This is a genomic window from Stutzerimonas kirkiae, from assembly GCF_004327335.1.
In the GTDB taxonomy this organism is placed as follows: domain Bacteria; phylum Pseudomonadota; class Gammaproteobacteria; order Pseudomonadales; family Pseudomonadaceae; genus Stutzerimonas; species Stutzerimonas kirkiae.
Genome location: NZ_QJUO01000001.1, coordinates 294,584 through 307,614 on the forward strand (window position 1 = coordinate 294,584; position 13,031 = coordinate 307,614).

General features: G+C 62.8%; 14 protein-coding genes. 8 read left to right on the plus strand and 6 right to left on the minus strand.

The features are described from left to right. The first annotated feature begins 218 nt into the window (after positions 1 to 218). Positions 219 to 644 (plus strand): MarR family winged helix-turn-helix transcriptional regulator, encoded by a 426-nt coding sequence (locus tag DNJ95_RS01305; protein WP_131182919.1) that lies wholly within the window; start codon positions 219 to 221, stop codon positions 642 to 644. Positions 645 to 654: 10 nt separating this feature from the next. Continuing rightward, a complete protein-coding gene (locus DNJ95_RS01310) occupies positions 655 to 1,398 on the plus strand; it encodes a siderophore-interacting protein (RefSeq protein ID WP_131182920.1) in 744 nt (247 codons plus the stop codon). Positions 1,399 to 1,617: 219 nt separating this feature from the next. Here DNJ95_RS01310 and DNJ95_RS01315 read toward each other — a convergent pair whose 3' ends face one another. The 5 genes from DNJ95_RS01315 to DNJ95_RS01335 all read right to left on the minus strand — a co-directional run bounded on the left by DNJ95_RS01315 (position 1,618) and on the right by DNJ95_RS01335 (position 7,083). Continuing rightward, the gene (locus tag DNJ95_RS01315) at positions 1,618 to 1,806 is read right to left on the minus strand and encodes a hypothetical protein (protein ID WP_131182921.1); all 189 of its coding nucleotides are present in this window, start codon (positions 1,804 to 1,806) and stop codon (positions 1,618 to 1,620) included. Positions 1,807 to 1,816: 10 nt separating this feature from the next. Next, positions 1,817 to 2,893, minus strand: a complete 1,077-nt coding sequence (locus DNJ95_RS01320) for a PepSY-associated TM helix domain-containing protein (RefSeq protein ID WP_242671863.1) — start codon at positions 2,891 to 2,893, stop codon at positions 1,817 to 1,819. 137 nt (positions 2,894 to 3,030) lie between these two features. Continuing rightward, positions 3,031 to 5,526: a TonB-dependent receptor gene (locus DNJ95_RS01325; protein WP_131182923.1), complete on the minus strand. Its 2,496-nt coding sequence runs from the start codon at positions 5,524 to 5,526 to the stop codon at positions 3,031 to 3,033. Between the two features lie 100 nt (positions 5,527 to 5,626). Continuing rightward, positions 5,627 to 6,580 (minus strand): FecR domain-containing protein, encoded by a 954-nt coding sequence (locus tag DNJ95_RS01330; protein ID WP_131182924.1) that lies wholly within the window; start codon positions 6,578 to 6,580, stop codon positions 5,627 to 5,629. A 2-nt stretch (positions 6,581 to 6,582) separates the two neighbouring features. Beyond that, a complete protein-coding gene (locus DNJ95_RS01335; RefSeq protein WP_131182925.1) occupies positions 6,583 to 7,083 on the minus strand; it encodes a sigma-70 family RNA polymerase sigma factor in 501 nt (166 codons plus the stop codon). Between the two features lie 143 nt (positions 7,084 to 7,226). On the opposite strand from DNJ95_RS01335, the gene DNJ95_RS01340 reads away from it, so the two are divergent. The 3 genes from DNJ95_RS01340 to DNJ95_RS01350 are packed head-to-tail and all read left to right on the plus strand — an operon-like array spanning position 7,227 to position 8,498. Further along, a complete protein-coding gene (locus DNJ95_RS01340) occupies positions 7,227 to 7,691 on the plus strand; it encodes an acyl-CoA thioesterase (protein WP_131182926.1) in 465 nt (154 codons plus the stop codon). Between the two features lie 53 nt (positions 7,692 to 7,744). Continuing rightward, positions 7,745 to 8,047, plus strand: coding sequence for a DUF2388 domain-containing protein (locus DNJ95_RS01345; RefSeq protein ID WP_131182927.1), 303 nt, complete (start codon positions 7,745 to 7,747; stop codon positions 8,045 to 8,047). Positions 8,048 to 8,072: 25 nt separating this feature from the next. Beyond that, a complete protein-coding gene (locus tag DNJ95_RS01350) occupies positions 8,073 to 8,498 on the plus strand; it encodes an OsmC family protein (RefSeq protein WP_131182928.1) in 426 nt (141 codons plus the stop codon). Positions 8,499 to 8,547: 49 nt separating this feature from the next. Here the strand turns inward: DNJ95_RS01350 and DNJ95_RS01355 are convergent, their stop codons facing one another. Then, complete coding sequence (locus DNJ95_RS01355; RefSeq protein WP_131182929.1) at positions 8,548 to 9,645, minus strand: TRAP transporter substrate-binding protein; 1,098 nt, start codon at positions 9,643 to 9,645, stop codon at positions 8,548 to 8,550. A 284-nt stretch (positions 9,646 to 9,929) separates the two neighbouring features. Here DNJ95_RS01355 and DNJ95_RS01360 point away from each other — a divergent pair, with 284 nt between their 5' ends. From DNJ95_RS01360 to DNJ95_RS01370, 3 genes are read left to right on the plus strand one after another with little or no spacing between them, the layout of a single operon-like run. Further along, positions 9,930 to 10,475: a TRAP transporter small permease subunit gene (locus tag DNJ95_RS01360; protein ID WP_131182930.1), complete on the plus strand. Its 546-nt coding sequence runs from the start codon at positions 9,930 to 9,932 to the stop codon at positions 10,473 to 10,475. Next, positions 10,468 to 11,844: a TRAP transporter large permease gene (locus tag DNJ95_RS01365; protein ID WP_131182931.1), complete on the plus strand. Its 1,377-nt coding sequence runs from the start codon at positions 10,468 to 10,470 to the stop codon at positions 11,842 to 11,844. The genes DNJ95_RS01360 and DNJ95_RS01365 overlap by 8 nt, the downstream gene beginning before the upstream one ends. Before the next feature lie 3 nt (positions 11,845 to 11,847). Next, positions 11,848 to 13,026, plus strand: a complete 1,179-nt coding sequence (locus DNJ95_RS01370; RefSeq protein WP_131182932.1) for a methyltransferase — start codon at positions 11,848 to 11,850, stop codon at positions 13,024 to 13,026. The last annotated feature ends 5 nt before the right edge of the window (positions 13,027 to 13,031 follow it).

The window sequence follows — 13,031 nt, forward strand, 5'->3', positions numbered from 1 at the left end:
ATATCGAGGCATGCAGACGGCGGCCGATCGCCCACGTCAGTCAGGTGATACCAGCCCCTACTCCATAGCACCGGGACCGACACTCCCTGCATGTTACAGGTCTGGGACACGGTTTCAGTAGACCCGCATCAAAAGGCCATCATTCCCCTGCCAGACGCATGGTTGACAGTATCAACCTTCAAGACTAAGTTGACACTATCAACCAAGAAGGCAGCAGCATGCACACCCGCAACCTGGCCGATCCGTTGCAACAACTGACCCACGCCTACAAGTCCCATATCCGCCGCGCCATCCAGCAGGCCGGGATAGCGCTGCCCATCACCCATGTGCGCACCTTGAAGTTCATCGGCCATACCCGCGACTGCACCGCGCAGACCCTGACGCAGCACATGCGCCGCGACAAGGCGCAGATCACACGGGCGCTCAATGACCTGCTGGCCGGCGGCCTGATCGTCAAACGTGACAACCCACAAGACCGCCGCAGCCAATACCTGCATCTCAGCGCCCAGGGCGAAGCCCTGATGCAGCGGCTACAGGTATTGGAAAGCGAAGCGGCACAACGCATGAGTGAAGGCCTGACGAACGAACAACTGGAAAACTTCATCCAACTCGCCAGGCAGATGGCGAACAACCTGAATACATGACGAGGTCACCATGTCCAGACCCGCACCACGCACCCTGCACGTCAGCGCGACACGGCGCATCACGCCCAATATGCTGCGTATCACCCTGGCTGGCGCCGGCCCCGAGCACTTCCCGGCCGACCAGGAAAGCGCCTATATCAAGCTGATCTTCCCGCAAGCCGACAACCCGCGCGGCCTGATGCGCACCTACACCGTGCGCCAGCAGCGAGCCGATGAATTCGATGTCGACTTCGTCCTGCACGAGGATGGCGGCCCCGCCTCGACCTGGGCGAGCCAGGCCAGGCCCGGCGACCCGGTCCTGGTCGGCGGCCCCGGACCGAAGAAACTGGTCGACTTCAGCGCCGACTGGTTCCTGCTGGTGGGCGACATGACCGCCTTGCCCGCGCTGAGCGTGAATATCGAACGATTGCCGCCGGACGCCCGCGGCCATGCGCTGATCGAAGTTATCGACAAGGCCGACATCCAGGCCCTGCGGCATCCGTCGGGCCTTGCCATCCACTGGCTGGTCAACCCGCACCCGGGCGAGGACAGCCGGCTGCTGGCCGAGCATGTGCGCCAGCTCGAATGGCTGCCGGGGCGCGTCAGCATCTGGGCCGCCTGCGAGTTCAGCGCCATGCGCGAACTGCGTCGCCACTTCAAGGAAGAACGCCAGGTCGGGCGCAACGACCTGTATATCTCCAGCTACTGGAAACACGGCAGCAGCGAGGATCAGCACAAGCAGATCAAGCGCCAGGATGCGGAGCGGGAGGGCTGACGACAAACTGGCGACGATCACGCAGCTCCGCAGGATGGGACGAGCGAAGCGATACTCATGCGTTGTCTTCCCACGCTGGAGCGTGGGAACGATCAAAAAAGCATCACACGAAGGGAACCTTCTCCCTCAGTATCCTGAACGGCTCAAGCGCCAAGGAACGACCCAAGACCTCTCTCCTGTCGGCTCGGGGAAGCCGAAACTACGGCACTCCAGCGCAATTCAGCACAAGACCTGACGCTTGCGCCTGAGTGCGTATATACGATGACAAGCCAGCAGAATTGGCAAGGCAGCGAGAAACAGCATCACCTTGTCCCACCAAGCGCTATCCACGACCAGCATCATGACGATGCCCAGCACGCTCAAGAACGCTGGCAGCACGACCACGTTCAAACCATTCCACAGCCGCATATTCGGACTCCTAGTTGATTTTCCTGCGCTTCGCCCACCACAGCCAGGCGCCATTCAGGGTGATGAACAGGGTCAGCAAGGTGCACGACGCCCAGAGGATCTTCAGCGGCATGCCGCCATAGTCGCCGAAGTGCAGCGGCTGGGATAACAGGATCGCCTTCAGATAGACCGGCAGTTGCATGAGCCTGGTCACTTCGAAGCTGTGCGAATCGACCAGGGCGAGTTGCAGCATCTTCTCGTCGAACCCATGGCCTCCCTGCAACAACACCAGATAGTGCATAGGGGTCGAATACTCGGAGCCAGGAAAAAGCACCGTGGTGGGGTTCCAGCCCCTGGCCGCCTCGGCGGCGGCGGCATAGACGCGGTCGAGGTCCGGCGCAGTAAGGCCAGGCGATGGAATTTCCTGCCTGTATTGCTGCCGCAGGGCATCGAGTTCGGTCAGTTGCCAGACACCTATCGCAACCGTGCCGAAGCCCAGCAGGACGCCCGTGAGCGTGACGACGAACACCCAACCGAGCACGACCGAGCCAATCAGGTTATGCAGGTCGAGCTGGAGCAACCTCCTGCCCTTTCCGGAACGAATGATGCCGAACAGGAACTTCCTGATATACGGGGCATACACCACCACGCCCGACACCAGCGACAGCAGCACCAGCAGGGCGATGAGCGCGCCGATCAGTTCGCCGACGGTGCCCAGGAACCACTGGGCGTGCAGTTCGAGCAGAAACCCCATCAGCGTTTCGTCGAAGGCAGGCTGCTCGACCAGCGTCGCCTGCGCGATGTCGGCATAGACCCAGCGTGCCTGCTGGAAACCTTCGCCATCCTTGAGCAGCCCCAGCAGCACTAGCCCAGGGAAATGCTCCGCATCGAGCGTGGCGCTCTGCACACGCTCGCCGGGATATGCCCGCTCGGCGGCGAAGATCGATGCCATCAGCGGTCGTGGTGCCTGCGCTCCGGACTGGGCAGCCTGGGGGGCAGATCCCGTGAGGTGCTCGATCTCCTCATGGAAGATCAGCACCACACCCGTCATGCACAGGATGGCAAAAGGCAGTGCGACGAACAGGCTGATCCAGCGGTGGATCCACAAGTTCGCCCTGTACCAGCGGGAGTGGGTTTTCTTTTCCTGTATGTGCAAGCGCGGGCCTTCCCAACAAACCAGTCATGGATCGGTAAAAGCAAAGGCTGCCATGGACGCCATGGCAGCCTGGCACTGACCAGTACAGGTCAGAATTGGTATTTCACACTGAGCTCTGCATTGCGCGGCTCCTGCCAGTAGAGCTGCAGGCCGTCCTCGGTGGGCGCGAAATATTTCTTGTCCAGGGCATTCTTGATGTTGAGCTGCGCCGACCAGTTGGCATCCACCTGGTAGCGGGCCATCAGGTCCACGATCGCATAGGACTCCTGCTCCAGCCTTGGTACACCCAATGTCTTCGCCACGGGCTGGTGGACCCAGACCTTGCTCTGCCAGCGCACACCGCCCCCGACGGTCAGGGCATTCAGGGCACCAGGCAGGCGATAGCTGGTGAACATGGTGAGTTGTCGGCGCGGGATCAGCGAGTTGACATCATTGCCGTTGGCATCGCGGGCCTTGAACTGGCTATAACCGGCATAGACCTGCCAGTTCTCCGTGACCTCCCCGGCGATTTCAGCCTCATAGCCCTTACTGACCACACCGTCGATGCTCTTGTAGGCCTGCCGTGTCGGATCATCCGGGGCCTGGCCGATGGACTGAGCCACATTGTCCTGTTCCATGCGGTAGACGGACAGGCTGGCGCTCAGGCGGTCATCGAAAAACATCCCCTTGAGACCTGCTTCGTAGGTATTGCCCTCGATGGGCGCCAGCAACTTGTTGTCGATGTCCCGGTAATTCTGTGGCTGGAAGATGCTGGTGTAGCTGGCATAGGCCGACAACTGGCGGTTCAGGTTCAACACCAGCCCCGCATACGGCACCACCTCGTTGTTGGACTCGAAACTGTTGGCGGATGTCTTGATATCGTCGACCTGATAATCGATCAGGCGCCCGCCGACAATCAGCTTGAGTGGATCGGCCAGCTCGATACGACTGGCCGCATAGAAGGCTTCCTGGGTGATCTCGTGCTTCTTGTTGTTGCGCCGGAACCAGTAGTCCGGCTCTGCAACATGCCCTGCGAAATCACGAAAACCAGGGATATCATCGGCACTTATGCTTCCTGGCCGGCTATCCGCGGTGAAGCGCTCCTTGGAGCGATCGTAGCCGAACGCAGCCTCATGGTTGCGCCCGAGCAACTGGAAGGTCCCGTCGAACTGCAGATTGACGTCGTTCTTGATGTTCTCGACGTAATAGATGCCGGCATAACCGGGCATGTACAGCTTGTACACATAGCCGGGGAACAAGGTGTAGAACAACCCGGACTTACCGGTCTCGGAGTCGAGCGGGTAGCTGTAGAGCATGGCGATCTTCGCTTCCGACTCGCGCTCGCCACGGCTGTAGCGGGCCCTGGCATTCCAGTTGTCGTTGAAGCGATGCTCGGCTTCGACGAACCAGTTGCTGTAGTCGCTATCCCAGTACGTCCAGTCCGGCGATACGCCCTGGCTGCGCTTGGTTTTCAAGGCGACAACCTGGCTGTAGTCACCGTTCATGGTCCAGGCAGGCAAACCGCCCCAGGTCGGGCCATTGGTGTCGTCCTTCTGGTGGGAGAACCCGGCGGAAAGCAGGGTACGGTCGCCAATGTCCTGTTCCAGGGTGCCATAGAACACATCCTTGCGGCTTTCCAGGTAGTCAACATGGCTATCCTCCTGGTCATGGTCCAACACCAGGCGCCCGCGCGTACCGCCACTCGGGCTGAGGGGTGCGCTGACATCGAGGCTGGCACCATAGTGCGACCAACTCCCGCCCTCGGCCGACACGCTGCCCTTCAGTTCCTTGCTATCCGCCCGCTTGCGAACCATATTGATCACGGCGGACGGGTTGCCCACACCGGTCATCAGGCCGTCGGAGCCTCGCAGCACTTCGACACGGTCATAGATCGACGTGCCGTTCAGTATCTCGCCAGCGCTCCACTGCTCGTCGATGGTCGTCGGTACGCCATCGATCAGGTAGTTCTCGATCTTGAATCCGCGCGAAAACATGCTGCCACGGTTGCTTTCGTAGCGACTGATCGACAGTCCGGGCGTGTGTTCAACGACATCGATCAGGTTATCGATCTTTTTGTCATCCAGCATCTGCCGGGTAATTACGCTGACGGATTGCGGCGTATCGCGCAGAGACGCATTGAAGGGTAATGCCGTGGTACCGGTACTGCTGCCGTAGCTACCCGATCGCTCGGTGGTCGCGCTTTGCGTCCTCCTGGCACTGACCGCCAGATCGGGCAACTGGATTCCCTCTTCCCCCTGTTCCTGCTCGCTTACCAGCACCAGCACGTACACACCATTGCCCTGGCCAACCGCCTGCAAGCGGGTATTGGCCAGCAATTGCGCCAGCCCCTGCTCGACGCTGAAGCCGCCGCTCAGACCGGGAGATACCAGGCCTTCGGTCAGGTCAGGGGAGAACTGCAGGGTAATCCCCGCTTCGGCGGCGAAACGGGTCAGGGCCTGGCTCAGGCTCCCGGCCTGAATGCTGTAGCTGGCCGCTTCGCCTGCGGCCTGGGCAACGCCCGGCAGGCCTGCCAATGGCGCGCTCAGTAGTCCAAGCAGCAAGACCTGGCGAACCTGTCGGGCCAGAGAATGGTGTTGACGTGTCATGGGCTGGCAATCCTTATAGTGGGTGGATTTCCATGACAAGGACTGACAAGTCCGAAAAAGGTGACAGGAATTATTAGCGTTTGAGAAAAATAGTCGTCTGCTATTCCCGCACGGCTACATGCACCCAGTAGCGGGTGCGATAGCTCACCGTGACCGGCAAGGTCGCTGGCAGGGCGGTGAGGATGGCGTCGGTGTTGTCGAGCTGGAAGGTGCCACTGATACGCAGGTCGGCCACCTGCGGGTCGTGGCGCAGCAGGCCAGGCCGGTAGCGGTCGAGTTCGGCAAGAAACTCCGCCAGTTGCATCGACTCGACGATCAACTGCCCCCGTTGCCAGCCGATGGATTGCTCATTGGCCACCGACATGGCACCGAACCCATCGCGGCGAAACCGCAACTGCTCACTCGCCGAAAGCGTTCGTCCCTTCCCTTCCAGCGGCTCGACCCGCACCGCTCCCTCGAACATCGCCAACTGTGTTTGGCCTGGCAACTGGCGCACGCCAAAACGGGTTCCAAGCGCCTGCACGCGACCTTCGGCAGTCTGCACGCGCAACGGTCGGTGCCTCGGGTAACCAGGGTCACGCCCGCTGGTGACGAGGATTTCCCCGCGATGCAGCTGGATCAGCCGTTGCTCGTCATCGAAATGCAGGTCGACGGCACTATCGGTATTGAGGTACAGCAGGCTGCCATCGGCCAGTTCGATGCGGCGCCGCTCACCGACGGCGGTGCGGTGATCGGCCATCCACGGGTTCCAGGGCAGGCTCTGGTAAGCCAGATAGCCGGCTGGCAGCAGGGCTGCGCAAATCAGCAGTTTCTTCAGGCCCTGGCGCCGCTCACGGTTGAAACTGGCCATGCCCACGGCGGGCGGCAATACGCCCAGACGCTCCTGCACTCGGGCCACACGCTGCCAGGCCAGTTCGTTCTCGGGCCTGGCGGAGCGCCATTTCTGGCAGTCGGCATGATCCTGCGAGTCGGCCTCGCCGCTGTGCAGCAGCAGCATCCAGTGCGCCGCCTGGCGCGCGACATCGCGGCTAATCGGGTTCTGCTGTCCCTGCATGATCAGTCCACGAACAGGATGCAGGCCTCGAACGCGCTGGCCATGTAGCGCTTGACCGTGCGTTCGCTGATCCCTTTCCGCCCGGCGATCTGCGCATAGGTCAGGCCCTCGAGCTGCGACAGCAGGAAGACTTCACGCACCACGGGCTTGAGGCTGTCGAGCAAGGCATCCAGCTCGAACAGCGCCTCGCGCATGGCCAGTTGCTCCTCTGCGGAGATCGCATGAGCCTCTGGCAGCAATGCCAGGCTGTCCAGGTAGGCCTGTTCGAGGGACTGGCGGCGGAAGTAGTCATACACCAGCCGCCGCCCGATGGTGGCGAGGTAGGCTCGCGGCTCCTGCAAGGGGGGCAGGCTGCCCTCGCGGCGCTGCTGGCGGAGAATTCGCAGGAAGGCGTCCTGGGCGACATCGGCCGCCTGGCTGCGGCAACCCAGCCGGAGATAGAGCCAGCGATTAAGCCAGCCATTGTGCTCACGATATAGCTGGCCCAGCGGGTCACTGCCCATTGCTCCGCCCTCTGCCTGTCGAAGTGCGCGAAGATAGCTGATAAGCATTATCGTATCAACGACCGTCACGCCGCATGCGCGCTGGCGAGGGATTGGGGAATAATGCAGCACGAACAACCCCCTGCATCGTATCTGGAGCCCTTATGTCCGCACCCGGCGACATCCGGCGCAGTGACTATCACTACCGCCAGCCCATCACCACCCGCTGGCAGGACAACGACATCCACGGCCACGTCGGCAACGCCGCCTACTATGGCTTCTTCGACAGCGCGGTGAACACCTACCTGATCGAACATGGCGGGCTGGACATCCATGACGGCGATGTCGTGGCGTTCATGGTCAGCTCGTCCTGCGACTATTTTTCTTCACTGTCCTTTCCGGATGTCGTCGACGTGGCCTTGCGCGTCAGCAAGCTCGCCAGCAGTTCGGTGGAGTACGAGCTGGCGGTTTTCCGCAGCACGGAGGCGTCTCCCTGTGCCCTTGGCCGCTTCGTGCATGTCTTCGTGGAGCGCACGAGCAACCAGCCCGCGACAATCCCGCCCAGGTTGCGCCAGGCGCTGGAAAATATCCGCGTCCTCGAGAACCTACCGTCCGGCGCGCAAGGCTGAACTCCCTCCCCCTTGCCCACTCTCAATACCTGGGTACGCCTGGAGAACCGAACATGCGCAAAAGAATCCTGACCCTGCTGCTTCTGGCCGGTGCCCCGCTGACCATGGCACAGGCCGACGGGCTGCTACGCGACATCCTGTCGTCGGGCGCCACCACGGGTTCCACTTACCTCACCTTCAAGGACGACAAGCAGGTCGTCGCGACCCGCGAGGACGCCGGCACCTTTGTCGCCAGCGAAGGAAGCATTCGTGGCCCTTACCTTGAAGCACGGCTACGCCAGCTCCGCAGTGAACACCCGCATTTGCGGGCCACTGACCTGGAACTGGCCAGGGCTCTGTTGAGCCAATCGCAATAACCCACTCGAACGAGGAGGCAGTCCCATGAAGAAAAGCGCATCAGCAGTCTGGAGCGGTAGCCTGAAAGAAGGCAAAGGCACCATCAGCACCGAAAGCGGCGCCCTGCAGGACAACCCCTATGGGTTCAATACCCGCTTCGAAGACAAGCCGGGCACCAACCCCGAGGAATTGATCGGCGCCGCTCATGCCGGCTGCTTCTCCATGGCGCTGTCGGCCATGCTCGGAGAGGAAGGCTTTACCGCCGAACAGCTCGAAACCCGCGCCGTGGTGACCCTGCAAAAGGACGATGGCGGCTTCACCATCACCGCGGTCGACCTGACCCTGGAAGCCCTCATCCCCGGCATCGATGAGCAACGTTTCCGGCAGATCGCCTGCAAGGCCAAGGAAGGATGCCCGGTTTCACGGCTGCTGGACGCCGAGATCAGCCTGGACACCACCCTGCTGGATTGAACGGACACAGCCACCCCCTGTGGGGGGATGGCTGCACAGCGGAGTGCGATCAGCCGCGGATGGTGTAGATGTCCTTCTCGTTGCTTTCCGCGTAGTCGTACAGGCGCTTCAGGTAGGCCTTCTGCTGCTCCCAGACCTTCTTCGCCACCGGGTCGGCGTTGGCCGAGGACTCCACCACTTCACCCGCCACTTCCTTCAACCGTGCCAGCACATCGTCGGGCAGGCGACGAACGTCCACGCCTTCGGACTTGAGCTGCTCCATGGCTTCCATGTTCCTGGCGTTGTAGTCGTCGAGCATATCGCCGTTCACGGCCCGCGCGGCCGCCCGTACGATGGCCTGCAGGTCGGCGGGCAGGGTTTCCCAGGCCTTGAGGTTGATGTCCAGTTCGAACTGCACGCTCGGCTCCTGCCAGCCCGGGGTGTAGTAATACTTGGCGGCCTTGTGCAGGCCCAGCGCCAGGTCGTTGTACGGACCGATCCACTCGGTGGCGTCGATGGCACCGGTCTGCAGCGCGGTGAATATCTCGCCCGCCGGCATATTGACCACGGTACCGCCCATCTTGGTCAGCACTTCCCCACCCAGGCCCGGGGTGCGCATCTTCAGGCCACGGAAATCGTTGACCGACTTGATTTCCTTGTTGAACCAGCCAGCGGTCTGCACCCCGGTATTGCCACAGGCCAGCGGCAGGATGCCGAAAGGCTTGTAGGCTTCTTCCCACAGTTGTATCCCGCCACCATGGTGCAGCCAGGCGTTCATCTCCGCGGCATTGGGGCCGAATGGCAGCGCGCAGAAGAACTGCGCCGCCGGCACCTTGCCCTTCCAGTAGTAGGGCGCGCCGTGGCCCAGCTCGGCCGTGCCGCGCGAAACCGCGTCGAACACTTCCAGCGCCGGCACCAGCTCACCGGCGGCATAGACCTTGACCGTCAGCCGCCCGCCACTCATCTCGGTGACCAGCCTGGCGAAATTCTCGGCGCCGACGCCGACGCCGGGAAAGTTCTTCGGCCAGGAGGTAACCATCTTCCAGTTGAACTTCTGCTGCTCCGCGGCCGGCCCCCCGGCGACGGACTGATCCTTTTCCTTGCAGCCGACCAGTGCGGTTGCAGCCAGGCCCACGCCTGCGGCAGCGATAATGTCACGACGTTTCATGTGCGGTTGTCCTTGTTCTTGTTTATTCGGCAAGCGCTGCGCAAGGCAGACACGCAGCTTCTATTCGATAATCGCAGGCCCACGCCAGCACGCCCCTCGAGCGTTGCGCCTGGCCGTTCGACGAAGGCCGGCCCACTATTACCGGCTCGTCTACATTAGAGACTCGGGCCTCTCAAGCCTAGTTCACGCAACTAAAGTCGTAAGCCAATTGCTGTACGGATGGAGGTCTGCCTAGAATCGACCGCTTGCCGATCCCTCCCGAGCCAATAACAAAGGACTGCTGCATGTCCACCAAAACCCCGCCCTTGCTGCGCATCGCCAGCGGCATAGATCGCGTCAACGCCCGCTTCGGGCAATTCTGTTCCTGGTTCACGGTTTTCCTCGTACTCGGCACCGCGACCGTCGTCCTGCTGCGCTACGGCTTCAGCATCGGCGCCATCGCCCTGCAGGAAAGCGTGATGTACGCCCATGCGCTGATCTTCATGGGCGCCGCGGCCTGGACCCTGCAGCGCGGCGGCCATGTGCGCGTGGACATCTTCTACCAGAAGTTCTCGCCACGCCGGCAAGCCGTCGTCGAACTGCTCGGGCATCTGTTCTTCCTGCTGCCGGTGTGCCTGTTCCTGGCCTGGAACAGTTGGGACTACGTCGCCAACTCATGGGCCACCCGGGAAGGCTCGAACGAGTCGGGAGGGCTGAAGTTCGTCTACCTGCAGAAGAGCATCATCCTGATCCTGGTGTTCGGGCTGGCCCTGCAGGCCATCTCGGACCTGATCAAGATCGTCTACCAGCTAAGCGGCCGCCTGCCGTTCGCAGAGGTGCAGCATGGCTGAGTTCATGTCGATACTGTTGTTCGCCAGCATCTGCCTGGCACTGATGGGTGGCTACCCGGTGGCTTTCACCCTGGGCGGCATGTCGCTGCTGTTCGCCGGGGTCGGCATCCTCACCGGCACGTTCGATGGCACCTACCTGCATGCGCTGCCCAACCGCCTGTTCGGCATCATGAACAACCAGACCATGCTGGCGGTGCCGCTGTTCGTGTTCATGGGCGTGATGCTGGAGAAATCGCGGGTCGCGGAAGACCTGCTGGACTCCATGGCGCGCCTGTTCGGCGGCATACGCGGCGGCCTGGCGATTTCCGTATGCCTGGTCGGCGCCCTGCTGGCGGCCAGCACCGGTATCGTCGGTGCCACCGTGGTGACCATGGGCCTGCTGGCGCTGCCGACCATGCTGCGGCGTGGCTACGATCCGGCCATTTCCACCGGCACCCTGGCCGCCACCGGCACCCTTGGCCAGATCATCCCGCCGTCGATCGTGCTGGTACTGCTGGGGGACGTGATGTCCAGCGCCTACCAGCAGGCCCAGTTGCGCCTGGGTGTGTTCTCGCCGAAGACGGTTTCGGTCGGCGACCTGTTCATGGGCGCGCTGCTCCCCGGCCTGCTACTGATCCTGCTGTACGTCACCTACCTGGTGGTGGTGGCGATCCTGCAACCGAAGAAGCTGCCGGTGGTGCCCAAGGAAGAGCTCGGCGAGGTGCAGTGGGGCAAGCTGCTCGGCGCCCTGGTGCCGCCACTGGCGCTGATCGTCGCGGTACTCGGCTCGATCCTCGCCGGCTACGCCACCCCCACCGAAGCCGCGGCCATCGGTGCGGTGGGCGCCACCCTGCTGGCGCTGGCGCGCGGCCAACTGACCCTGCCGAAACTGCGCGACGTGGCCAACGGCACCACCTCGATCACCTGCATGGTGTTCCTGATCCTGATCGGCGCCTCGCTGTTCTCCCTGGTATTCCGCGGCTTCGGTGGCGAACACCTGATCGAGGAAGTCTTCCAGCAACTGCCGGGCGGCGTACTGGGCGCCTTCTTCCTGGTGATGCTGGTGATCTTCCTGCTCGGCTTCATTCTCGACTTCATCGAGATCATCTTCGTCGTGGTACCCATCGTCGGCCCGGTGCTGCTGGCCATGGGCCTGGACCCGATCTGGCTCGGGGTGATGATCGCGTTGAACCTGCAGACTTCCTTCCTCACCCCACCACTGGGATTTTCGCTGTTCTACCTGCGTGGCGTGACGCCGCGTTCGGTGTCGACCGCCACCATGTACAAGGGTGTGATTCCCTTTATCGCCATCCAGATTTCCATGCTGGTGATCGCCTACTTCTGGCCCAGCCTGATCACCTGGCTACCGGAACAGGTCTATGGCCGCTAAGGCGTGAGCGAAAGCCTGCAACGCTTCCTGGCCCTGGATGCCTTCCTGCTGGAGCATCAGGGCCTGTGGCGCCCCAGGCCCTTCACGGCCCTGCACCTGCCCTGGGAAAAGGACTGCCCGGAACTGGCGCACTGGTTGCGCCAGCGTAGCCTGGAGGATGCCGAACACACCATAATCGTGGAAGACGTGCCCGCACCCTTCGCCGAACTGGCGCGCCAGGCCGAACGCCTTGCCCGGCTCCAACCCCTGCCCAGCCGGCCGGTCGCGCCGGTCGCTGCCCGCACCAGTGCGCATATCCCCGGGCGCAAGTGGCAGCAGATACAGGCTTTTTCCAGCGCACTGCAGTTCACCGAAAAACCCGGGCACTGGCTGGACTGGTGCGCCGGCAAGGGCCACCTGGGGCGCTTATTGGCACTGGATGGCACGCCCCTGACTTGCCTGGAGTGGAATGCGGCGCTGGTCGAGGAAGGTCGCCGCCTCAGCCAGCGGGCCGGGATCCGCGCGCAACATCGCCAGCAGGATGTCATGGCCGAGTTGCACGATGGCCTGCCGGCCTCGTACACCCCGGTCGCCCTGCATGCCTGCGGCGACCTGCACTGCCGGCTGTTGCGCGTGGCCATCGAACAGGGCTGCCGGCAACTGGCCCTGGCGCCCTGTTGCTACAACCGCATCGCCAGCGACCAGTACCAGCCACTGTCACAGGCCGCCCTGGGCTCGGCGCTGCATCTGGACAAGGACGACCTCGGCCTGCCGCTGAGCGAAACGGTCACCGCCGGCGCCCGTGAACGCCGCCAGCGCGACCAGTCGATGGCCTGGCGGCTGGGCTTCGACCTGTACCAGCGCCAGGCGCGCCAGACCGACAGCTACCTGCCAACGCCCTCGCTGCCCAGCGCCTGGCTGCGCAAGGGCTTCGAGCACTATATCCGCGACCTGGCACGGTTGAAGATGCTCCCCGGGCCAGCCCTACAGGACTGGCAGGCTCTGGAACGGGCCGGCTGGGAGCGCCTGGCCCAGGTACGCAATCTCGAACGGCTGCGCAACCTGTTCCGCCGCCCGCTGGAACTCTGGCTGGCACTCGACCGCGCCCTGCTGCTGGAGGAACACGGCTACCGGGTACGCCTGGGCACCTTCTGCGCCGCCAGCCTGACGCCACGCAACCTGCTGTTGCTCGCAGAACGCTGAGACTG